The sequence below is a fragment of the Streptococcus sp. HMSC071H03 genome (assembly GCF_001813035.1).
Classification (GTDB): Bacteria; Bacillota; Bacilli; order Lactobacillales; family Streptococcaceae; genus Streptococcus; species Streptococcus anginosus.
Map to the genome: position 1 here is coordinate 223,239 of NZ_KV811162.1, position 23,968 is coordinate 247,206.

General features: G+C 40.9%; 19 protein-coding genes, 2 pseudogenes and 1 CRISPR repeat array. Of the genes and pseudogenes, 1 reads left to right on the forward strand and 20 read right to left on the reverse strand.

Going from position 1 to position 23,968, the window contains the following annotated elements; genetic code table 11:
• Positions 1-86 precede the first annotated feature (86 nt).
• The 6 genes from HMPREF2887_RS06195 to HMPREF2887_RS06220 form a co-directional block, all read right to left on the reverse strand.
• Positions 87-1,463: an amino acid permease gene (locus tag HMPREF2887_RS06195; RefSeq protein ID WP_021001312.1), complete on the reverse strand. Its 1,377-nt coding sequence runs from the start codon at positions 1,461-1,463 to the stop codon at positions 87-89.
• A 366-nt stretch (positions 1,464-1,829) separates the two neighbouring features.
• Positions 1,830-2,741 (reverse strand): thioredoxin-disulfide reductase, encoded by a 912-nt coding sequence (trxB, locus tag HMPREF2887_RS06200; RefSeq protein WP_003025866.1) that lies wholly within the window; start codon positions 2,739-2,741, stop codon positions 1,830-1,832.
• A 62-nt stretch (positions 2,742-2,803) separates the two neighbouring features.
• A complete protein-coding gene (locus HMPREF2887_RS06205; RefSeq protein WP_003025868.1) occupies positions 2,804-3,028 on the reverse strand; it encodes a DUF4059 family protein in 225 nt (74 codons plus the stop codon).
• A gap of 108 nt (positions 3,029-3,136) precedes the next feature.
• Complete coding sequence (locus HMPREF2887_RS06210) at positions 3,137-3,880, reverse strand: amino acid ABC transporter ATP-binding protein (RefSeq protein WP_003025869.1); 744 nt, start codon at positions 3,878-3,880, stop codon at positions 3,137-3,139.
• Positions 3,880-4,689, reverse strand: a complete 810-nt coding sequence (locus tag HMPREF2887_RS06215) for an amino acid ABC transporter permease (protein WP_021001311.1) — start codon at positions 4,687-4,689, stop codon at positions 3,880-3,882. Before HMPREF2887_RS06215 ends, HMPREF2887_RS06210 begins: the two co-directional genes overlap by 1 nt.
• Before the next feature lie 159 nt (positions 4,690-4,848).
• Positions 4,849-6,192: a DEAD/DEAH box helicase gene (locus HMPREF2887_RS06220; RefSeq protein ID WP_021001310.1), complete on the reverse strand. Its 1,344-nt coding sequence runs from the start codon at positions 6,190-6,192 to the stop codon at positions 4,849-4,851.
• 157 nt (positions 6,193-6,349) lie between these two features.
• Here HMPREF2887_RS06220 and pbp3 point away from each other — a divergent pair.
• Positions 6,350-7,590 (forward strand): annotated as a pseudogene (gene pbp3, locus HMPREF2887_RS06225) (D-alanyl-D-alanine carboxypeptidase PBP3).
• A 456-nt stretch (positions 7,591-8,046) separates the two neighbouring features.
• On the opposite strand, the gene sufU reads toward pbp3, so the two are convergent.
• The 14 genes and pseudogenes from sufU to cas6 form a co-directional block, all read right to left on the reverse strand.
• Positions 8,047-8,502 carry a Fe-S cluster assembly sulfur transfer protein SufU gene (gene sufU / locus HMPREF2887_RS06235; RefSeq protein ID WP_003025879.1) on the reverse strand — a complete coding sequence of 152 codons (456 nt, stop codon included), beginning with the start codon at positions 8,500-8,502 and terminating at the stop codon, positions 8,047-8,049.
• Positions 8,489-9,721 carry a cysteine desulfurase gene (locus HMPREF2887_RS06240; RefSeq protein WP_021001308.1) on the reverse strand — a complete coding sequence of 411 codons (1,233 nt, stop codon included), beginning with the start codon at positions 9,719-9,721 and terminating at the stop codon, positions 8,489-8,491. Before HMPREF2887_RS06240 ends, sufU begins: the two co-directional genes overlap by 14 nt.
• A gap of 15 nt (positions 9,722-9,736) precedes the next feature.
• Complete coding sequence (gene sufD / locus HMPREF2887_RS06245) at positions 9,737-10,999, reverse strand: Fe-S cluster assembly protein SufD (protein WP_021001307.1); 1,263 nt, start codon at positions 10,997-10,999, stop codon at positions 9,737-9,739.
• Positions 11,000-11,038: 39 nt separating this feature from the next.
• A complete protein-coding gene (gene sufC / locus HMPREF2887_RS06250; protein ID WP_041783992.1) occupies positions 11,039-11,809 on the reverse strand; it encodes a Fe-S cluster assembly ATPase SufC in 771 nt (256 codons plus the stop codon).
• 92 nt (positions 11,810-11,901) lie between these two features.
• Positions 11,902-13,068, reverse strand: a complete 1,167-nt coding sequence (locus HMPREF2887_RS06255) for a glycosyltransferase family 4 protein (RefSeq protein WP_041783991.1) — start codon at positions 13,066-13,068, stop codon at positions 11,902-11,904.
• Positions 13,059-13,811, reverse strand: a complete 753-nt coding sequence (gene mecA / locus HMPREF2887_RS06260) for an adaptor protein MecA (RefSeq protein WP_021001304.1) — start codon at positions 13,809-13,811, stop codon at positions 13,059-13,061. The genes HMPREF2887_RS06255 and mecA overlap by 10 nt, the downstream gene beginning before the upstream one ends.
• A 170-nt stretch (positions 13,812-13,981) precedes the next feature.
• Positions 13,982-14,950: direct repeats of the CRISPR family, unit length 37 nt; unit sequence GTTTCCGTCCCCTCTCGAGGTAATATGGGTTACTAAC.
• A 112-nt stretch (positions 14,951-15,062) separates the two neighbouring features.
• Positions 15,063-16,343, reverse strand: coding sequence for a type III-A CRISPR-associated CARF protein Csm6 (gene csm6, locus HMPREF2887_RS06265; RefSeq protein ID WP_084740928.1), 1,281 nt, complete (start codon positions 16,341-16,343; stop codon positions 15,063-15,065).
• A gap of 9 nt (positions 16,344-16,352) precedes the next feature.
• The gene (csm6, locus tag HMPREF2887_RS06270) at positions 16,353-17,510 is read right to left on the reverse strand and encodes a type III-A CRISPR-associated CARF protein Csm6 (RefSeq protein WP_084740930.1); all 1,158 of its coding nucleotides are present in this window, start codon (positions 17,508-17,510) and stop codon (positions 16,353-16,355) included.
• Positions 17,507-18,601 (reverse strand): type III-A CRISPR-associated RAMP protein Csm5, encoded by a 1,095-nt coding sequence (gene csm5, locus HMPREF2887_RS06275; protein WP_070836495.1) that lies wholly within the window; start codon positions 18,599-18,601, stop codon positions 17,507-17,509. Before csm5 ends, csm6 (HMPREF2887_RS06270) begins: the two co-directional genes overlap by 4 nt.
• Before the next feature lies 1 nt (position 18,602).
• Positions 18,603-19,502, reverse strand: a complete 900-nt coding sequence (gene csm4 / locus HMPREF2887_RS06280; protein WP_070836496.1) for a type III-A CRISPR-associated RAMP protein Csm4 — start codon at positions 19,500-19,502, stop codon at positions 18,603-18,605.
• A gap of 1 nt (position 19,503) precedes the next feature.
• Complete coding sequence (gene csm3 / locus HMPREF2887_RS06285) at positions 19,504-20,166, reverse strand: type III-A CRISPR-associated RAMP protein Csm3 (RefSeq protein WP_070836497.1); 663 nt, start codon at positions 20,164-20,166, stop codon at positions 19,504-19,506.
• Position 20,167: 1 nt separating this feature from the next.
• Positions 20,168-20,548, reverse strand: coding sequence for a type III-A CRISPR-associated protein Csm2 (csm2, locus tag HMPREF2887_RS06290; RefSeq protein ID WP_022527060.1), 381 nt, complete (start codon positions 20,546-20,548; stop codon positions 20,168-20,170).
• Positions 20,549-20,551: 3 nt separating this feature from the next.
• Positions 20,552-22,788: pseudogene (cas10, locus tag HMPREF2887_RS06295) on the reverse strand (type III-A CRISPR-associated protein Cas10/Csm1).
• Entirely contained in the window at positions 22,769-23,503 is a 735-nt protein-coding gene (cas6, locus tag HMPREF2887_RS06300) for a CRISPR-associated endoribonuclease Cas6 (protein WP_070836499.1), read from the reverse strand. The pseudogene cas10 and the gene cas6 overlap by 20 nt, the downstream one beginning before the upstream one ends.
• Positions 23,504-23,968 lie beyond the last annotated feature (465 nt).

Sequence of the window (23,968 nt, forward strand, 5' to 3'; positions counted from 1 at the left end):
TTCAGTTTTAAAACATCTTAAAAACCAAGGTGCATTTGGAACAACTTTAAAAAAGTCGCAAATTTATCCTTGGTTTTATTATATTATTATTTATCTTTAAATTTCAATTGGCTATAAATACCAAATACAAGTATCCAAATAGCTGAACCGATTGCTCCTACAACGGTTGATTTTTGTAAAAAGAGGGTTATAAATACAAAGGCAAAGAAGAGCAAAGTAAGAGGATTGAGAAACTTATAGGCTGGCATTAGATAGCCATCTGCCATAAATTCTTTTGATTTTCTGTATTTCAAGTGAGCAATCATAGTGAGTGCATAGATAGCAATATAAACTCCTGATGAAGAAGCAGTAATCAAAGCAAAGGAGTCTGATACTCCTGGTAATACCTGAATAAAAGCAGCTAATGCAATCACTACCGCTGAGGTCAAAATAGCGTTTTGCGGAACATTTTGTCTGGATAATTTCCCAGCACCGATTCCATTCAAAAAGCGATTAGGTGAATCATGTGCAATTTGATACAAATGACGCCCAGTCGAATACAAGGTAGAGTTCAAAGCTGAAGCAGCTGAAGTCAATACGACAAAGTTAATCAAAGCTGCAGCCCATTTAAGGCCTGCCAACTTGAAAACAATCACAAAGGGAGAATCTGTGGTTGCTAAATCCCGCCAAGGGATAATCGCCATAATTGCAAGCAAAGAGCCACCGTAGAAAAGAACGATCCGCAAGGGGATTTCTTTAATAGCCTTTGGCAATACCTGCCGAGGATTTGCCGTTTCAGACGTTGTGATTCCAATAAATTCAATAGCTTGATAAGCAAAGAAGACCATTTGAAAGCCCATGACAAAACTCATAAAACCATTAGGAAATAATTGGAAATTTTGACTGATATTGCTGATGCTGGCTACACCATTGGGCGTTTTAAAGCCTGTCAACACCATAAAAATCGCTGTCACAATCAAAGCAATAATCGCTACAATCTTAACCATGGCAAACCAAAATTCAACTTCACCAAAAACTCGGACTGCAATCAGATTGACCATGCTCAAAACGGCAAGGAAGACGATTTGAATCAGCCATGCTGGCCAAGTCGGAAACCAAAATTGGACGTACTGTGCAACTGCCGTGATTTCTGCCATACCGATAAAAATGAGGGAAATCCAATAGGACCAACCAGAAAAATAACCCCAGCCATTCCCAAGATACTTGGTAATGAAGTTGATAAATGTGTGCTGGTCTGGATCATAATACAACATCTCTCCAATCGCCCGCATCATCAAATACATAAAGACGCCGGTCAACATGTAAATGAGAATAATTGACGGCCCTGTCAGACTAATCGAACGTCCTGCTCCTAAAAAGAGACCCGTTCCAATTGTCCCAGCAATAGCAATGATTTGGACATGACGATTTTTTAAGCCACGTTCCATTTTATTCTTATTATTTTCAGAATTCTTTTCACTCATACGAAGCCTCCTTTTCACATGAACTTTTCCATTGTACCACAATTCTGACAATTTCACTAGTCATTTATGAGAGCACGAGAATTGAACAAATCAAAAGAAACCCTTTCATTTCCAATCCTCCAATGCATTACTTGTTTTTCATTAAGCAAAAAGAAGCTGGAATAAGTGCTCAGCTTCCTTTGTTTATATCGTGCGTTTAGAGTACACTTAATGCTGGAACAAAAGTCTAAAGACATTCGCTTTACAAGTTCGAAAGAATACCTTTGTCAAACACTTCGTTTTTTATCCACCACCTAAACTGCTGAGAAGCCTTGCGTGGCTGAGACTACGAAACAAAAATTTTCAAGATGATTTTGGTCTTTCGCTCTAAAAATTCTCTGTGATATACTTGTAGACTTCTTGCCCTGCAACCGCTCCGTCACCGACAGCTGTCGTTACTTGGCGAAGATCTTTTTCGCGAACATCTCCAATAGCATAGATGCCAGAAATAGCCGTTTTCATATGATTATCGGTTACAATCCAGCCTGCTTCATTGGTAATGCCCAAATCTTTGGCAAACTCACTAACTGGATCTAAACCAACATAGATAAAGACACCGCCAAATTCATGTTCAGATATTTCACCCGTTTTGACATTCTCTACCATAACGCTGCTAACGCGCTTGTCACCTTTGATTTCCTTCACAACTGAATCCCAGATAAAATGAATTTTTTCATTGGCAAATGCACGTTCTTGCAGTAACTTTTGGGCTCGCAATTCATCGCGCCGATGAATAATCGTCACCGTTTTTGCAAAACGAGTCAAAAATACAGCCTCTTCCACCGCAGAGTCGCCTCCACCGACCACAAGCAAATCTTCATCTCGGAAAAAGGCTCCGTCACAGACTGCACAGTAAGACACCCCGCGGCTGTTTAATTCTTCTTCACCCGGAACTCCTAGATGACGATGAACAGCTCCAGTCGCAATAATAAGCGTCTTGGTTTCAAAAATCTCATCTTCTGTAAAGACTTTTTTTATTGCTCCTTGGTGTTCGATTTTTTCAACAGAGCCAAACAAATGCTCCACTCCCAAATTTTCGAGCGGTTCAAACATTTTTTCGGCTAGTTCTGGACCACTGATATTAGCATATCCAGGATAATTTTCAATATCTGAGGTATTGTTCATTTGTCCGCCTGGAATGCCACGTTCCAAAAGAGCCACTTTAAGATTACTTCTAGCAGCATAAAGCGCAGCTGTCATGCCTGCTGGTCCAGCTCCAATAATAATTGTGTCGTACATAAATTTACTTCCTTTATTGTAATCACTGTTATTCTAACGTTATTAAGCTCTTTTTTCAAACATTATGCTCTGAAGATAAGCAGAATCCCCATCATTGCAAAGGATAAAATCGGAATCGTCATCACTGCAATCAATAGCATATCATACAGATGAGCTTGTCGATCTTTGATTGTTTTATCAACACGGCGAACAGCACGCAGCCCAATCCATAATCCGAGAAAACTCCCTACCAATAGCGCCGTAATCAGTAAACTCTCTAGATAGAGTAAAAAAACTTGAGACAGCATAGTCACTCCTCTATTCCCTAATTTTTGTTAAAGGCATTCAAAACAAATGCCGCAAACTTGAAAATAAACCCAGCTAGCAAGGCCAACTGGGCTTCTTTTTCTATTATATCAAATATATGTCCGTTTGTAACTGGCAAAAAATTCTTTTGTGCGTTCTTCTTTAGGGTGGTTCATTATTTCATCTGGAGTTCCCATTTCAATAATGTGCCCCTTATCCAAAAACAGCACTTTATCTGCCACTTGAGACACAAAAGACATGTCATGGCTGACTAAAATCATGGTCTGACCAGCCTTGGCTGCATCTGCAATGGATTTTTCAACTTCCCCTACTAGTTCAGGATCAAGCGCTGATGTTGGCTCGTCTAAAAGCAAAACATCTGGCTTCATCGCAAGCGCACGCGCCAAAGCGACACGTTGTTTTTGTCCACCTGACAGATGACGTGGATAGTGATTTTCACGGTCTGACAGACCAACTTTTGCCAGTTCTTCTTTGGCAAGATTCGTCGCTTCTTGGTCTGATAATTTTTTTACAACCAATAAACCTTCTTTGACATTGTCCAAAGCCGTCCGACGCTCAAAGAGATTAAACTGCTGAAACACCATAGCTAACTTTCGTCGCAAGGTTAGGATTTCTTCCTTGCTAATCGTAGAAAAATCAACAGTAAAATCATCAATGGCAATCGTGCCGCTGTCTGGCTGTTCCAGATAATTCAAACTGCGTAAGAAAGTGGATTTCCCCGCACCAGATGAACCAATTAAAGCAACCACTTCTCCTTTTTGAATCTCTAAACTAAGATTGTTTAAAACCATTTGTCCAGAAAAGGATTTGCTGAAATTTGAAATACGAATCATTATCGAACATCTCCTTTCGCCTGTATTTGTGGATTGAGATTATCAGGCGCTTCAATCGCCATTTTCTTTTCGATAAACCGCCCAAATGCTTCAATCACAATATTCACGCCCCAATAGACAAGAGCAACCGAGATAAAGCGCTCGAAGTAGCGATAATCTGCACCACCCAAAATCTGCGCTTGAGCAAAAATCTCAACAACTCCTGCACTGAAAGCCAAGGAAGTTCCTTTGGTCAAGCCAATCAAAGAGTTAATCAAGGTCGGTGTGGCAACCACTGCGGCATTGGGAATAATAACACGGCGGTAAACCTGTCTGTTTGTCATTCCCAAACTACGAGCCGCTTCAATTTCTCCAGCATCAACAGACAAAATCGCCGCTCGAATGGTTTCACTAGCGTAAGCCGCTTCATTAAAAGCAAAAGCTACAATGGCAAATAGATAGGCTGGAATAGCATTGATATTCAGACCCGTACCGAATCGCAAGTTGATGGCCTTCAGAAGCAAAGGAATCCCATAATAAGTCAGCATGAGCTGAACAAGCACTGGTGTCCCTCGCAAAAAACTAACGAAAAAAGCCTGCAGAGGATATAAAATTTTCACACGGTTGATTTTGACAATAGCAAAAATGAGAGCCAAAATCAAGCCAAAAAAAGCTCCTCCTAAGGTCAGTAGTAGTGTTGTTGGTAATTTTTCGATAATTCTTGGTAGTCCGTCAAACACAGAGCGCCAGCTAAAAAGCTGTCCGTCTGGAATCTTTTGAACCAATTCTTGATACCAATTAGAGGTTAAAACCGCTGTTGTAACAATCATAGCAACTTCCCTTTCTCGATAATATCTAATTCTATCACAATTTTTTTATTTCACCAATTATTTACTACGATAAAAATAGACTAGCAAGACTAGTCTATCACATTCGTTCTCTAAAGAATAATTGTTTTTATTTATGAGAGTGATAAAGAAATTTTAAGACTAAAAACTTTGACGTTTCGCTTTTCTTTCTGCACGACCGCGTGCGCGATTTTCAGCTCTTTTTGTCTTACGGCGTTTTTCATTGACAGCCCACTGGATTTTTTTCTTATAGCCCGGTTTGATTTTCTTCTTTTTCTTTTTAACCAGACCAATCATTTCCGTGTCCAATTTTTCCTGTGTTTTTTCACGATTGGCACGGCGATCGCGGTCATAGGTATCTTGAAATTCTCCGTTTTTAATCATCTTGGGAATGAAGTGGATACCCATTTTCTCCAGCTCACGAATATCTGAATCATCGCTCGGTTGATAAAGTGTAATAGCCGTACCTGGCAGTCCATTTCTGCCAGTTCGTCCCACTCGGTGAACGAAGAAGGACAAATCTTGCGGAATCGCATCATTGATGACATGACTAACGCCTTCAATATCAATTCCCCGCGCAGCTAAATCTGTCGCAACAATGTATTCAAAATCTAGGTTCTTCACCTGATTCATAATCCGTTTTCGCTCCCGCGGTGCAATATCCCCATGAATCTTTGCCACCTTGAGACCTTGCGCTGTCAAATAGCTATGCAATTCATCCGCTCGTGTCTTAGTATTGACAAAAATCATAGCTAGATAAGGCTGTAGGAGCTGTGTGATTTCATAAATCTGCGCATTCTTATCACGTCCTTTTGTTGAAATCAGCCAATTTTCAATAGTATCTGAAATAACCGTTTTGGTTTTGATTTGCTCAATGACTGGGTTGGATAGATATTTTTTTAAAAATGGCTGCAATTTTTGCGGAATGGTCGCAGAAAAGACTAGAAATTGCAAATCCTTCGGCAAACTGGACGCAATCTTATCCACTGTTTCTAAAAAGCCCATATCCAAGGTCATATCTGCTTCATCAACGACAAAGGTATTCGCCTTATGAATGGCTAAGTCACCTGATTCGACCAAATCATAAATGCGTCCTGGTGTGCCAATGACAATATGTGGTTGACTGGAACTCAATTTCCCAATCTGACGATTTTTATCCGTCCCACCGACATAGTTAGCAACTCGAATTTCCTTATCAGAAAAAGCAGCAATTTGGCGTGCAGCCTGATAAATCTGCCTAGCCAACTCACGACTAGGAGCGGTAATAACGACCTGAACACTATCTGCATCTTCATTCAGCTTTTGAAAAATCGGCAGCAAGAAAGTGTGTGTTTTCCCTGAACCTGTTTTGGACTCTCCCACCAAGTCACGACCAGCAAGCACAACCGGAATGAGTTTTTCCTGGACTTCTGTCGCCTCAACAAAGTTCAAATCTTTAAGTGCCTCTTGAATGTAATCTTTAAACTTAAATTCTGTAAATTTCATGTTTTCCTCTATTCGTCTCTTATCCTATCTATTATACCAGAACTTGCTTTAAAAATAAAAATGAATCATGTTTTTCTCTTCTTATTTCCTCCCTTTTCTATGAAGCTCTCCTTATTTTATGATACAATAATAATAAGTTTACAAAAAAGGGATGACCATGAAAAAATTTATTATTACTCTTGTAACGACTCTCTTGATCTTCCTAGCTCCTACAGTTTTAGCGGACAACTTTGAAGTAGGTGCTAAGCATGCTATCGCAGTTGACGTTGCAACCGGAAAAATTTTGTATGAAAAAGATGCTAATCAGCCAGTTGAAATTGCTTCTATTACTAAACTACTAACAGCCTATTTAGTCTATGAAGCGATTCATCAAGGAAAATTCACTTTACAAACTTCCGTAGATATTTCTGACTACCCTTATCAACTAACCGTTAATTCGGACGCCAGTAACGTTCCTTTGGAAGCTAGAAAATATACTGTCGAAGAACTGTTAGAAACTTCTTTAATAGCAAGTGCTAATAGTCCAGCGATTGCCTTGGCTGAAAAAGTTGCCGGTAGTGAGAAAAAATTTGTGGATTTGATGAAAGCTAAATTGCAACAATGGGGAATCAAAGGTACTACTATCATCAATGCTTCTGGGCTGAATAATTCTGTTTTAGGAGAGGAACATATTTATCCTAGTTCAGGAAAAGAAGACGAAAATAAAATGAGCGCCCACGATGTTGCCATTATTGCTCGGCGTTTAATCCTTGATTACCCAGAAGTTCTAGAAATCACCCAAAAAGCTACGTCTAACTTTGCAGGCATGACGCTTACATCGTCCAACCACATGCTCAAAAATATGCCCGCCTTTCGAGCTGGAGTAGATGGCCTCAAGACTGGAACTTCTGATAAAGGAGGCTCTTCCTTTGTCGGAACAATCCAGCAAAGAGGGATGCGTTTGATTACGGTTCTCCTCAATGTTGATCATGCAGATGAGGATGAGAATGCCCGCTTTACAGCTACCTCTAGATTTATGACCTATATTTATCAGCAATTCACAGTCCAAACTCTTGTGAAAAAAGGTGAAGCCTACAATAAAAGCTCTGCTCGCATCATTAATGGGCAAAAAGATGAAGTCACTGCTGTTGCTAGTGAAAAACTCACCATTGTGCGGAGATACAATCATAAAAAACCGACTGTTCATTTTACAACTGATAAAACGGTTATCCCACTCCTTTAAAAAAGGGTGTCATTGTTGGGAAATTGACCTATACTGATAATGATTTGATTGGAAAAGGCTATCTTGACAAGAAGCCACCAACTATTTCCATGCTTTCAGCGGAGAAAATTGGTCGTCCTTTCTTCCTCAAATCATGGTGGAATGAATTCGTACAATATGTCAATGAAAAATTATAAACGAGCGAAATAGAAATCAGTATTTCGTAGAAGCTTGATTTCATCGTTCATCTCCGCATAGTTCGAAAGACTTGAAAAACCTTTTGAGGTTGGAAATAAGCAAATGTAACTTAATGACAAATGGGCTGTAAAAGTTGATATAGAACATATTATAGCTCATTCAATAGTAATTGGGAATGTGACAAAACTCAAAATCAAAAATTTTTAGTTTGTAATCTCATTCCCACAAGGCTGCTCAACAGCCTGAGAGACTGTCGAGGTGGCAGATAAAGAAAACAAAGTTTTCGTCAAAAGTACTCTTCCAAGCTTGAAAAGCGAATCGCCTTGAGACTTGCTTTTCAAGCTCTATCCGTAACCTCAACGCAGTGCTTTGAGTAATTAGCTACTGCGTCTGTAATGCTAACGATATAAACAAAGAAAGCTGAGCACTTTTGTCTCAGCTTATTTATTTTAGCTTCATTTACTCAACTTTTCAGAATTTCCAGCTTCCTCAATCGCCTTTTTAAGAGCGTTCCAACCTAAGGTTGAGCATTTGATGCGTTGAGGGAACTTAGCAACACCAGCTAAAAAAGCTGCGTCTCCTAGTTCCTTTTGCTGCTCATCGTCCTTACCTTGCACCATTTGAGAAAAAATTTCTGCCAAAGCTAGCGCTTCATCCTTCGTCTTCCCTAGGACTACATCCGTCATCATACTGGCTGAAGCTGTAGAAATACTGCAGCCAGAATTCACAAAGGCAATATCTTCAATCATGCCCTGCTCATCAAATTGAACCGACAGGCTGATGACATCACCGCACGTAGGATTGTTGAGACTAACTTGTTCTACACCCTCCAATCGACCTTGATGATGAGGGTGAGCTGAATGGTCCGTCACAACTGCTTTATAAAGGCTATTTAGTTTAGAAAGTGCCATCGAAAAACTCCTTTGTTTTCTGCAAAGCTTCAACAAGCTTGTCGCAATCTGCTTTGGTATTATATAGATAAAAACTAGCTCGAACAGTCGCTGACACTCCTAGGTAACTCAACAAAGGTTGAGCACAGTGATGTCCAGCCCGTACAGCCACGCCTTCATAGTCCAGAGCTGTTGCTACATCATGAGGGTGAAGCCCAGCTAGATTAAAGGAAATAACACCTGACCGCTGAGTCAAGTCCTCCGAACCATAAATGGTAAGCCCCTCAACAGCTTGTAATTTTGGAAATACATAAGCTATCAATTCCTGCTCATACTGATGAACTGTTTCCATTCCAATCTTGTCCAGATAGTCAATGGCGGCAGCTAGACCTATAGCACCAGCTATATTGGGTGTGCCTGCTTCAAACTTCCAAGGCAACTCTTTCCATGTCGCTTCTTGTTCATAGACAAAATCAATCATTTCCCCACCAAATTCGACAGGCGACATTTGCTCAAGTAGCTCTTCTTTGCCATAGAGAACACCGATACCAGTCGGACCTAGCATCTTGTGACCCGAAAATGCAAAGAAATCAACGTCCAAGTCTTGTACATCAATCTTCATGTGAGGAACTGATTGAGCTCCGTCCACCACTAAAAGAGCATTTGTCTGGTGCACTAACTCTGCTATTTCTTTTATGGGATTCACCACACCTAGTACATTAGAAACATGCGCCAAAGCAACAAATCGCGTCTTTTCAGTCAATTTCGACTGAAAGTCAGCGAGGTCTAACATACCGTCTTTCAGATAAGCATAAATCAATCTAGCACCTGTTTCCTTACAGGCTTCCTGCCAAGGAATGATATTGGAATGGTGCTCCATAACGGAAATCAGCACTTCGTCGCCTGGCTGCAAGACACTTTCGGCATAACGCGCTACCCAATTGAGTCCCGTTGTCGTTCCTCTCGTAAAGAGAACTTCTTTCGTTGAAGCGGCATGGATAAAGGAGCGCGCTCGTTCCCGCGCAGCTTCATAAGCTGCCGTTGCCCGTTCTGCTAGTGTATGAACACCACGATGAACATTGGCATTATCATTTTCGTAATAATCCGTAATCGCTCTTAAAACCTGCCTTGGCTTTTGGGTCGTTGCTGCATTGTCCAAATAGACTAGTGGCTCATCATTGACAATTTGATTCAAAATTGGAAAGTCCTTCCGAACAGCTTCTACATCAAGTTTAGACATTTCTTTTCCTATCTCTTACTTCTTAGCCAAAATTTCATCAATATTTTCAATCATCTCAGCACGCACTTCTTTGACTGGAATTTCAACGATAACAGAGCCTAAGAAGCCACGCACAACTAAACGTTCCGCAGTCGCCTTATCCAGTCCCCGACTCATGAGATAGTACATATCTTCTGGATCCACCTGACCGATAGACGCCGCATGCCCTGCTGTCACATCATTTTCATCAATCAAAAGAATAGGATTAGCATCTGAACGTGCTTTATCAGACAACATGAGCACTCGACTTTCCTGTTGAGCATCTGCTCCCTTGGCTCCCTTGATAATGTGACCGATTCCGTTAAAAGTCAACGTTCCCTTTTCCAAAATCACTCCATGTTGGAGGATATTACCAATCGAATTGCAACCGTAGTTGGTGACACGACTGTCAATCCCTTGTATCTGTCTACCACGAGAGAGAGCCACCACTTTCATATCCGCATGACTGCCACGACCAAACAAATCACTGTCAAAATCAGCAATCACATCGCCTTCATTCATGACCCCGATTGCCCAGTCAATCATTGAATCATCGTCTAACTTACCCCGACGACTGATATAGGCGGTCACATTTCCCCCCAGACGGTCAATAGCTGAAAACTTAATCTGAGCACCAGCCTGTGCAATCACTTCCACCGTGATATTAGCAGTCACGGGAACAGTCCCAGAGCCATAGGTCTCCAGACGCTCCAAATAGGTAAACTTGGAATGCTTCCCTGCGATAATCAGGATATGCTTGTTAAATGGCACATCACTTTCACTATCTTGGTAAAAAATGCCTTCAATGGGCTGATTGATTTCAACATTATCTGGAATATAGAGCACCGCTCCACTATTGAAATAAGCTGTATGGTAAGCTGCTAGCTTATCTTCGTCATATTTAACAGCAGACATAAAATGTTTCTCAATGATTTCTGGAATTTCCTCAAGAGCAGAATAAAAGTCTGTGAAGATGACACCCTGCTCCGCCAAGTCAGCCGGCAATTGCTCTAAAGCAGTCTGCGTCCCAACCTGAACCAATGTCAAATGGTCATTCAGTGCTGTAAAATCAGGCACATTTGCAAGAACCTCACTTTCTGACAGCGTGCCGTCTCCCAAATTCCAGCGGTGAAATTTCACCCGCTCAATAACAGGCAGTTCCAACTTATCTATTTTATCAAAGGCAGCTTGACGGAGATTTGCCAACCACTCAGGCTCCGCATGCATTTGTGAAAAATGTTTAATGGTTTCTTTTGTCATTTCATTCTCCTATCTTTTCTAAGTAAAAAGAAAGGTTGACTAGACTTCTTCTTGGTAATCAAAACCAAGTTCTTCAGCCAATTTGGCATAACCTTCCTGCTCCAAACGAACAGCTAATTCCGGACCACCAGAAGCAACTACACGCCCATCCATCATGATATGGACCACATCAGGCGTAATATAATTCAACAGACGTTGATAGTGCGTAATAATCATAGCACCAAAATGTTCACCACGCATAGCATTGACGCCCTTAGACACCACTTTCAGTGCATCAATATCTAGTCCAGAGTCAATTTCATCCAGTAGCGCAAAAGTTGGCTCTAGCATCAACAATTGCAAGATTTCATTGCGTTTCTTTTCACCGCCAGAAAAGCCTTCATTCAGATAACGCTCGGCCATTTCCTCTTTCATATTCAGCAATTCCATTTTTTCGTCCAATTTCATGATGAAATCACGAACAGAAATTTTTTCGTCGTCTTCTTTACTTGCATTCATAGCTGCACGCAAAAATTCTGCATTGGTAATGCCTGGAATTTCACTTGGATACTGCATAGCAAGAAAAAGCCCCATGCGAGCTCGTTCGTCCACATCCAATTCTAAAATATTGACACCGTCAAAGAGAACTTCCCCTTCGGTTACCTTGTAATTTGGATTTCCCATAATCGCTGCTGATAAGGTGGATTTTCCCGTACCGTTTGGCCCCATAATGGCGGCTACTTCTCCTGTTTTAAGAGTCAGATTAACTCCTTTTAAAATTTCCTTTCCTTCGATTTCTACGTGGAGATCCTTGATTTCTAAGACAGACATGGTAAATTTTCCTTTCTTTGTAACCATAATATACCTTATAAGTATAGCAAAAAAAAGCCAAAAAGGCTTTTATTTTGTTTTAATTTAAGATTCTATTTCTTTCTTCTATTTCTGAATTTTGTACGAATTTCTTCTCGATAAGCAGAATTTCCGATAAAACGAAGGATATTGAGTAGCGGTGTTCGATTTGGACCCAGAACACCAATTAGTTCTACCAAAAGTTCCACTCCAAAAAGTAGTCCAATAATTAACAGCGTCCCACCGATACGGCTCGAAACATTTAGCAAAAGAGAAATCATGGCAAAAATCATAGAAATGCCATAAATAACCAAAACTGTCCCACGGTGGGTCAAGCCTAAAGAGAGCAGGCGGTGATGAAGATGACGTTTATCGGGGGTATAAAATTTTTGTCCAGATAAAGTTCTACGCACAATCGCTAAAAATGTATCTGTAATCGGCACTCCCAGAATAATCATCGGAGTAATCACAGCGACAGCTGTCGCATTTTTCAAGCCTTGCAATGACAAAACCGCAATCATAAAACCGATAAACAGCGCTCCTGTATCTCCCAGATAAATAATAGCGGGGTGGTAATTGTAAGGGAAAAATCCTGCGATAGACATGACCAAGACAAAAATAGTTAAGGTTAGAAAAACATTGTGATCTGGCAAGAAAAAGTAGGAAACAATCCCCATTGTCACCAGCGAAATAATGGATACACCACTCACTAATCCGTCCAACCCGTCAATCAAATTAACGGCATTGGTAATCGAAATAATCCAGATAACGGTTAAAATGAAAGACAACCAAGGAGCAAAGTGCAGCAGCGACCCACCAAAAGGGATTTTAAAATGATTCAAACGAAAATCCGTCAATAACCAAATCAAACTGGCAGCCAACACAATTCCTGACATCTTTGCTAAAGGCTTCAACTCTTTCACATCATCAATAAGGCCTGTTAAGGCAATGATGCCGCCTCCTAAGACAACAGGCCAAATATAATCAAAATAACTTTTTCCATGAAAGGTTGCCTGCACAATCATCGGCATAAAAACAAGCGTAGCAACCGAAAAAGCAATGACAATAGCTAAACCGCCGCTGCTTGGCATCGGCTTTTTGTTGATTCTCCGAGCATTTGGATAATCAACCGCACCTATTTTAAATGCCAATAGACGCACCAAAGGCGTGAGAATCACACCGATGAAAAAGGTTCCAAGCAACACCAAAATGAATTTTAAAGGGAAGGGAATCATAAGCATTTAACCTTTTGAAGACTGGCAACCGCCTCGTTGACAAGCAATAAGTAACCGTGTTCTTGCAAAACAGCTCTTGTCACATCCGTATCCTCTGCATGCTCACGCATCAAAGCCAGGAGCCAAGCTGGATAACGCTTTGGACGCCCTTCAATATCAACCAAGATTGTCAAATAATAGTGGTCGTCCATTTTGTACAACTCCGAAGTATTGACAGCATAATCTACTGTCTTAGAAAAAACAATTGCTTCTTTCAGGCTAGAAAATTTCAAAATGTAATAAATATATTTCTGCGTTAGTTCGTCACTATTTTCCTCTGACTCCATATCAGAAGTGCTTGTGTTATCGTCTGCTTCCGCCGTTTCCAAAGAACGAACAGCCTCCATATCGTCTTTACTTTTCTCAAAAATATTTTTTTCTAATGTCTTTAAAAATTCATCAGGAGACATTTGAGACAGCTCTTCTACATCTGGCAAATCTGCCAAATCATCGAAGTTCAGATTCTTATCAATCTTAGACTTGGTGACAAAGACATCCAATCGGTCGGGCTTTGGTGTCACACGAAAACTGAGCATGCCGCTATCTAAAAAGCTCTCTGGCATTTCCAACTCATCTAAAATCGCATAGAAAAACTCTTCTGTTTTTTCTTGTGGGACTAGAAAATCTGCCATTTCCATCCCACGTTCCTCTAAATCCTCTAATTTTATTGTGATTTTAATCGTTGTATCACTAATTTGCTTCATTTCCATAGGCATTACCTCATACTTCTAGTCTTTTCATTATACTAAAATTTCGGGTTTTTTACAAAAAATAGACAGCCTTTGTTTTCTTTTGCAATTCAAACTTCTAAGAGACATTTTGCCTCAAGAACTTTTGAACTTCAAAATAACAAAAAGCGCCCACTAGAGCGATTTTTATCTATTTTGTCCCCTCTCGAGGTAATATGGGTTACTAACCGGATATTAAAGTCCGTAAGTTGCAAGGTAAAGAGAGTTTCCGTCCCCTCTCGAGGTAATATGGGTTACTAACAATATGCTATCATTTATTGAACCACGTGTCCTTAGTTTCCGTCCCCTCTCGAGGTAATATGGGTTACTAACAAGATAAGAATACGGGAAAATTGATTCATTATATTGTTTCCGTCCCCTCTCGAGGTAATATGGGTTACTAACGAAAACAGTTTACAAGATGTTCTACTAATTGTGTTTCCGTCCCCTCTCGAGGTAATATGGGTTACTAACATTTTAAAACATCTTATGACTGTATTAGACCTTATAGGTTTCCGTCCCCTCTCGAGGTAATATGGGTTACTAACAAGATAAGAATACGGGAAAATTGATTCATTATATTGTTTCCGTCCCCTCTCGAGGTAATATGGGTTACTAACAAAGTAGGGCTTTCATTGACTGGTAGGACAGACAGTTTCCGTCCCCTCTCGAGGTAATATGGGTTACTAACAAAAACTTAGAACGATTAGTTCCAAACGACAATCAAAGTTTCCGTCCCCTCTCGAGGTAATATGGGTTACTAACAAGATAAGAATACGGGAAAATTGATTCATTATATTGTTTCCGTCCCCTCTCGAGGTAATATGGGTTACTAACGCATTACCTGCCATTGTTGAGGGTATGAAAACCTGGTTTCCGTCCCCTCTCGAGGTAATATGGGTTACTAACCTGGCGTTACCACTGTTACCGTATTAGAATTTCTTGTTTCCGTCCCCTCTCGAGGTAATATGGGTTACTAACAAAGTAGGGCTTTCATTGACTGGTAGGACAGACAGTTTCCGTCCCCTCTCGAGGTAATATGGGTTACTAACGAAAACAGTTTACAAGATGTTCTACTAATTGTGTTTCCGTCCCCTCTCGAGGTAATATGGGTTACTAACCCTATATTTTGTACATAAATACCAGAAAACCACCATATCTTGTTTTAACAGCCCAAAAGTGGAAACTTCTTTGATTATAACATATTTTGAACCAAAAAGGAAGAACTGAGAGCTACTTGAGCAGTTTAAGTAACTCCTCATTCTTAACATCGTAATAGGAGAATCGTTCTTCTCTAATATCATAGTTGGACTGGAGGATATCCTTTAATGTTCCCAACAAGGCGCGCAATCTTTTTGAGCTAATTGCCTTTTTATCGATTTCAGCGAGACCATGCGCTAGACGATTTCTTTCCCCGTTGAAACTCTTCACTAATTTGATACTTTCCAGTAAAGACTCTTCCGCCTGATAAAATTCCAAAATATTGCTAAAAGACAAAAGGTTCAAAGTAGAAGTCTTGTTATAGACTCTTTCCTTGCTTTCACTCCCACGCTCCTTCTTCATCTCATGCTCCAGATAGTCAATGATAGCATCGGCATCTGGGTGCGACAGGTTTAGCTTGGGAAGATTTTCCTTTCTGACGATTAAGCCCGGATGTTCGGATTGGATTTTTTCTTCCAAGATATACTCTGCCAAAGACTTCGCCTTGATGAGCACATCAGCGATTTGACCCCGGCGATTTAAAATATCAATCATCAGGTAATAGTTGAGAGCTTTAACAGCCTCTTGGCTATCCCCTTCCCGAGCCAAATCCTGCAAAATGGCCTGCTTTTCAAAAACATCGGTAAAATTATTTAAAATATTGCATGCCTTGGCTCTTTGCGATTTAGAAAGGATCTTATTATTTTTTTCCTGCAAGATAGCCAAGGCAGCCGCATAATCATAACGCTTAATTAACTGACACAGATAGCGTTTGACTAGAGACTGATTGAACTTTTCAGACTGGTCTTCTAAACTGCGATTTTCAAAATCTTCCTGATTGTCTTTATTGCTATCAATCAATTCCTCAATCGGTAGTTCTGTGGCTGGATTAAAAGGTCTGTTGGCTGATTTTTCAGGAGTAGCCACCTGCACCGCCCGAATGTTGTAATTATTGATGCGATTGACCGCAAACATGGCGGAAATAATCTGCGGTGTAGCAGACGAAAGGTTCAAAATCAGTTCATCCTCATCGCTCAGATAACGCTCAATAATCTGAGTGATTTCTGCGTACATTTTGTCAAAAACATAGACTTCATCATTTTTAAGGATTGTTGGGTCAATCATAATTTCCGGATTGTAGCCGTCAATAGACTGCAAAGCTGCTTGAATCCGGTCTTTTTTTACCAGCATTTCCTCACTGTAAATCAAGACTACCTTGTTCGGTCGGTAAATACGGCACAAATGCAAGAGGGCTCCGTCGTGATTTTTTGTAATAGGGTCGGTGGTCCCGACAGCAGAGATTAAAATTTTCATCTTATCGTCCTAACTTAAATCTTCTAATAATTTCTTGTTCATTTCATCGTAAAAGGCAAATAGTTTCCTATCAAAAGAATACCAGTCCTGAATCAGGTCTTTCAGAGATTTCTGGGCAGCCCCCAAAAGTTTAACATCTTCTTCTTTCAGGGGATTAAGACTGTGTGCAACTGCATTTCTGGACTCATTCAGATCCAAAATAGGTTTAATCTGTTTTAAGAGCTGCCATTCCTGTCTCTTTTTAAGAATTTTTCTGAAATCCCAGATAGACAGATATTTAAGCTCATCCTCTTCAATATCCTGTAGTTCCTGAGGATAATGTCTTTGGATGTAATCCTCCAGCATAAACTCAGCCAAGGACTTGGTACGAATAAAGCACTCCATCACATTTCCTCTTTTGACCTGCAGGTCAATGGTCAGGTAAGCATTTAAAACCTTCTTCTCTGTTTCACCCAGTTTCCTTTTGGCCAGTCGCTTTGGGATATCCTGAATATTAAGGGCGGTTACTAGATTGCTCAGTTCTTCCCTGACCCTTTTCAACTGAGTGGTAGCAGCCAGTTGCTGAATCACTTCTAAAGCAGCCTTGTAGTCATGATTCTCAATCAGAGTGCGAGCAGTACGCTTTAAGATAGATTGTTTAAACTTCTCCGATTGATCTTCGACTGTACGATCCACAAAGTCAGGATTATTGTCTTCGTTGGTCTCAATCAATTCAGCAATATCCTCCTCATTATCATGCCCGAGACCTTCATTAGACGCATTAACAGGATTTACCACCTGAACGGCCTTGACATTGATGTCATTAAGGCGATTTAGGATGAACAAAGCAGCTTTCATCTGAGGCGTTCCGCTGGACAAGTTTAAAATGAACTCATCTCCTGTATTTAGATATTCCTGAAGAATTTTCCAGATTTGGTCGTACATGACATCAAAAAGAAATACTTCTGAATTTGGAAATACTGAGGGATGCGGAAAAATTTCAGGATGATAATCCTCAGATATAGACTGAATGGCTTGAGTAATCCTGTCGTTCCTTTCAACTGTACGTTCAGAATGCAAAATAATAACCTTATCGGGACGATACTTCCTTACGCTATGAAGTAGGGAGCCATCATGAAAAGCCCGAATGGGATCTGTATCTCCAACTGTCGAAATTACTATTTTCACACTTTTACCTCCTGAATAATGAAATTGGCCTTACCCATTTCATACAGATTTTCATTATTTTTGACCAACTTTCTCACCTGTCCTTTGACAGAAAATGATTTATTTTCAGCTCTAGTCAGTTTAAGTACGCCTTTCCCAATCATCTTTGTTTTTAAGCGTTCGTATCTCTTTTGTAAAATCCCATCAGCTTGTCTGAAAATGGTCTTTGTCCAGGATCCACTGCCGGCCCCTAGATAGATAGGATATTGGACATTATCCTGAATGTATCTTTCAGAAAAACCGTCCAAAAAGAAGTCTTTGTAGCTATTGTAGAAATCAAAGGAAAGCTGGTCCAAACTTCTTATCATGCTGGCTGCTCTTTCAGTTGTAGTAGTAATGGTAAATTCTGCTACAGTGAAGGGAGGAAGAGCCTCCCGATAGAGAGGAAGAGCCCGTAGCTTATCTCCTGATTCTTTACTGGACTTGTCCAGTTTTTGAACCAGAATGATGTCTTCATTCTTAAAATCAATCCCATTGATCTTAAGGGACTGACTGTCGCTGACCCGAATTTCGTTAAAAAGATCGTCGAAATCTTTACCAGATTTTGCCCCCCAAGAGATGACAGTTTTATCTTCCTTTTCTTTTCCCCTATGTCCAGTCACAAAATCAGCATCTTTCCATTCGGGATGGGTATTTAAGAGAATGGTACGAATAGCCCCTTTGAGACTGGAGCCGGGAATATAGGGCTGACCAAAACCATCGCGGACAATCTTGTAAATCTCATTGAGAGTTCCTAGACTAGATTTATCATTTTCATAACCACTTTCTTTAATCTTGTAACCACCAAAGTTTCTGTCTTTAATGCGGTTGTCATCAGCAAAAGAGACCAGACGATTATTGACAGCTCTCGCCCCATACTCCATCAGAAAGGCTTCAAATCTACGGTCCAAACCTTTGGCTACCATACTAGCATAGAATTTTCCCATATCCGGGAAATAAAAGCTGTCATTTTCATAAATAAACTCCTGGCTGGTGTACTTTTCTCCACTTCCGATATGAACCGGAGCCATGGTACGCAGCGTGAATTTAAATGTTTTGTAATCACTCTTCATCCTAGACCTCCAGTTTGTAAAATAGCGGTTTGGCAAAGTTTAACACAGGATGCGGGAAACCTTTTGGTCGGACATCAACTATCTGTCCTCTGAAAGTTTCAGAGAAAGTCGATCCCACCTTAAACTTATACAGGTCCTGCTTACGATAGTTGGATGCTTCGCTCGTGCTAAAGGCAAATCCGCTTGATTTAGTCAACAGGTACTTACTTCCGGCCATGGCAGCTTCCAATTCATCATCTACCGGCAAGGCGCTTGTCAAAAGCATGACCTCCCGATCTAATGATTGGGTCAGTTTTCGGGCCAAGTCACTCGGCAAATCATGAATTTCTAAATCAAAGTGACCGTAACCACTGCTTCTCTTACCTCCAATACCAGAATACTGCAGCCCGGTCATCAAAAGATCAAAGAGTTGGCTTTGCTCAGCAATCACATAGAGTTTGCTGTCTTTGGCATAAGTCTTTGTCCCAACCTGAAACAAACCACCCTCTTTCAGAGGCTGATTCTTGGTAACAAGACTGGATTTTGCACAAACTTTCGCTTCCAAACTGTGACCATTTAGAAAGTTCTCAAAGTCTGACAGACTAATATAGTTTAATTTTTTTGATTTTTTAGCCTGCTGGCGCATTTCCTGAACATCCAAATCCTGAGGTAACTTGTCCAGACTTGGATAGCCGATTGGCTTAGGCAGAAAGGCTTCTCCTTTATAGGGAAAGGCATCTGATAGTACAAAGCTCTCCCGATTTGCCAGCTCAAGAAAATCATCCAGCTTATCCGCTTTAATGGCCTCTAAGACCAAGGCGGAAAAAAGGCGATCGGCAGAAAAGGTCAGACTGGCAGTATCCAGTTTCCCACTTCCAAAATGAGCGGATTGGAAATCCATCATATACATCTTGTAGGTCATATCAGACCTCCGTTTTTAATAATTGATTCAACTGACCTTCATCATACTGACCAAAGACTGTCTGAGCCTGAAGGTCTTCAAAGACAACTTTACCGTATCCGCGACTTCCAGAACCGCCCAGATAATCAAGCTCCAAGAGCTTCAAACCGTCAACAATAGCCTGAATATCCTCGTTAACCTCACCCGCAGACTTGTCATTGATTTCATAAATCAACTCGAAACCAAAGCGACTCTCCCGGATAGCGCGTTCAATCTGCCGTGGATTGGCTACTGCAGTAATTCGGTCGATGGTATTTTCAAATTTGACCTCAGTATAACTCTTGGCCCCCTTGGCATCAAGGTCATCTTTGTTCAGGAGAAAGGCATCACGGAAGATGAGGCGGCCGATTTTATAATCTTTTGAATCGTGATTTCCGAAGAGACGGCTGAGTACTTCTCCGTCTTCTTTAGGAGACTTAGCGAGTTTATCATTATAAACACGAGCCAGGAGGGTTCTCATTTTTCCCTTGATACTGGAACCAGGAATAATTGGAAGATTGGTGATTGGATCTTTGATAACAGGAGAGTCCGTGGCTCCAATAGCTGCAAAGGCGTTGCTGGTACCGATGTGCAAGCCTGTTTCCAAGCGAATCTGAGCAGTAATTTTCACTTTTGCGTATGTCATATTAATCTTTCCCTCCATAGAATTTAAAATAGGCAACCAAGGCTTCCATATAGCGACAGAAACGCTGCAGCGTTTCCTTATTAGAGACTTCTTTGAGAGCTTCTAGTATCTGAGCCTGCTGAACCAAATCTTTTACTGCAAATTCTCGACCTGACTGATAGACGAACTGAACTCGCAGATAAGCAATCTTATCCTGCAGGTCGGGGTAGCCTTTTACATTGCTTTCATCAAACAATGCACTTGTCAAACTCAGCAAGTGGCGAATCTTGCTGGTAGTCAGCAAGAAGGCATCAGGATTTCTCCTATCCCGATTATTTCTTTTTAATGATTTGATTGCCGCCTCAGCCTTGTCCACATAGTTGTCATCTGTTAAAATTGCCATTCCTTAATCCTTTCTAATTTCATAAATATAGAGTAAGAGTGCCATTTCAGCTTCTTGTCGTTCTTGTTCACCGCCTGTATACCAAGCCCAGAAAATGTTTTTAAATTCTTTGAACTTTTCTTTTTCCTCCTTGGAAGCAGCGTCTTCCAAGCGAGCCAGCAGATAAGCCAGACGGGCTGTATTCAACTTATCATAGGCTCTCAGAAGCTTAATCAAACGATAGATAAAAGCTTTGCCTCTCTCATCCTGTGATTTAAAATACTTGCGAAGCTGCACCAGCTTGCTTTGATAGACACCTTCGATAAACTGGTCAAACTTAAATGTGAAATTTTGTTTAAAGAGCGCGATGCTGTCTTTCCCGTTCGACTTAGCCGCTTCTTCCAAATCTCCGGAATCCTGAGCCATAAGGTGAATCGGTGTCTTATCCGGATAAAGACCAATACCTGCCGACAGGGTTAGTTTCCTATTGGTCCAACTGAGAAACTGCTGACGAAGCTCTACTGTAAAGGCAATAATATCCTGCCATGAACCAATGGCAAAAACATCATCACCACCGGCATAAATAACAGTCAGCTTCTTTCCTCGGGCAAATTGATGAATATAGTACTTGAAGAACAAGCTCATATTCTGTGAAAAGATAGCTGAACGGGCAAAGGTTGAAAAGCGTCCATCTTCCTGACCAGCAAAACCAGCCATAAAAGCAGCACCCAAATCATCCACATCCAGCCGAACGACAGCTAGACGTTTAATTCCCTGCTTTGTCTGACTGTCTCTCGATAGATCGGCATAGTCATAGATCTCAGCCTTTGTGCCATCTTCCTTGATAAAGTTATAGTCACCGACAAAGACTGGTGTGCCTATTGTATCATCTGACCACTTATTTTTCACATAGAGTCTAGCCGGCTGTTTGCCAAGGTCTACTTTTTCCACTGATGTCAGAACTGCACCCGGTCCGATAGGCAGACCAGACTGACTGTCAGAGACGATTTGAAAATAATCCCTGTCAATCTTTTTGGCAAAACCGCTCAGTTCCTGACAGACTGTACACAAGTCATACTCTTCACCTTCACCGTAATGGACTGTTTTGACCTTCTCAACAGAATGACAGATGGCACACTCGCGTTCAGAGCTCCTACCACCTTGATTTAAAAGCAGCAGACTAGCTGCATCATAGCGAGACAGCTTCTTCTCCGAAATCATACGACTGACACCTTGGTAGATTTCCCGATAGTTTTTCAGATAGTCAGGTCCAGAATAGGTATCTACCATAATATCTGCAGCTGAAAATGACTTCCAGCCAAAGGCCACATAGAGACCTGTTTGAAAATGTTCCAAAAAGAACTTGTTAAAGGCTTTTTCAAATTTCACTAGCTGACCAATGGTTTGCTCGGTGTTGGCCAAGATGAAATAGGCATGTCCACCCCCAACATAAAGGGCATTGACTCGGGACAGACCCAACTCGGCCAAAAGACTGTCTACAATATGCTCGCTCATCAAGTCCAGATAGAGGCTACGAGCCTTGAGCTGCTTAGCCGCTCCCTTACTGGCAATATTGTAGATAAAGTCCTGAATTCCTGACAGATCAAAGCTAGCCAGTAAAAAGCTTCGTATCCCATCAAAGGTAGGCAGATCATCCAGCAGATGCTCCTGACCACTATCCTCCAGATAGTCATAAATCGCAGCTGCGAAGCCCGCTGTAAGCTGGCTGTGTTCTGCTAGAGAAATGTCACCCAATTCCTTATCACTGGGAAGTAGAGGCACTGTAGAAAAGAGACTCTGCCAAATATTGAAAAGGGCTGGGAGACTTTCCTCTTCCAATGAAATGTCACATAGTTTTCTTATCAGCTGCTCCAACAGCTCTTGATAGTCTGACTGACTAATGGAGGTTATCTCCTGACTAGCAATAGAAAACTCACTATCATCTGTCAAAAACTCAAATTTCTGATAGCGTAGACCTTCCTTCTTCGCTTTAAAGCGGTTAAAAATATCAGCCAACGGTTGGGAGAACTGCCCATCGGATACTTGTTTCTGCTCAGGTAGACCTCTGACAATAGAATCAGCCAGAGCAATAATCTTGGCTATTTTTTCATTATTCTCTAAGTTCAGCTGTGGTAAACAATTCTGAAGCCAGTCTTTCCCTCAGCTGGCTCTCCATCAGATCGACCCTGCGAGCGACTGACTAGACGACCGATATTGTAAAACAAAGCCTTGTAAATTAAATCAAGCTTTTCTTTCTTCAATTCTCATCCCTCCCATTCCTAAACTACACTTAGTGCCAACTCCTGAAAATTCTCCAAATCTCAAAAGCATATGAGCATAGGCTTTCAAAGACGATGCTCCTTGAATACGAATCGTCACCCTGCCTCGAAAGGCAGGGTATTTTCGACCGTGAATTGGAAAATAGTGGCTTCTCAACTGATAACTACTAATCTGGCTGTGGTCTGCCAAAAATTGTAAAGTTTCTTCCTCTATCTCTGATTTTCCTTCTATCAATCTGCTGTATTTTTGCATGAGACTTTGAAAAATCAAGCGCGTATCTGGAAAGAGCACAAACTTCCCCTGCCGTTTAAAGGTGGTCGGAGTATAGAAATGGATATATACGATAGAACTAGGATTATCCTCCTGAAAAACTTCCAGCAAACTCTGTTGCGAGAGAGTCTGAATCTCCAGTCCCTTTACAGATATAGATTCTGAGTAAGTATTCAACTGAATCTCTTTTAAGTCCAAAAGCTGAGGCAATATCTCTTCTTCTGCTTCCTGAGCGAGTAGATTAACCGTCCAGATCATTTTTTCTCTCGTGGAGTATAGATTCAAAGAGTAGGGATTTGTTTCTTGCTCATGGAGAAAATCCGCAAAATCTGCCGAAATTCGGCTCATGAGAAATCCCTGTAACTTAGCCACCAGATCATCGTCCCTTATTTCAACCTTTGATAAATGCAATTGTACTTTCTTCACATTTTTAATCCTCCTTACTAAAAAAACGCCCAAAAAGGTGAAAGTATTTTTCACCAATTTAAGGGCGCCCTCTCTGTCTATCAGAACTGTTCTTTACAATCAATATATTAGCATAATGTGAAAACGTTGTCAAGTAGTCTTATGAATTTCACCTAAAAAATCCCCTCTCGAGGTAACATGGGTTATTAACTTAGAGACTATGAAGCCGAAGATGGTTTGTTTACAAGGTTTCCGTCCCCTCTCGAGGTAACATGGGTTATTAACATAACTACATCATCGGTGGAGCTATGGCTGCTAACTTGTTTCCGTCCCCTCTCGAGGTGACATGGGTTATTAACACTCATGAAGAATACAAAGCTAGAATAAATGCGAGTTTCCGTCCCCTCTCGAGGTAACATGGGTTATTAACTAATGGTTATGGTCGTAAGAATACACCTAAAACAGTTTCCGTCCCCTCTCGAGGTA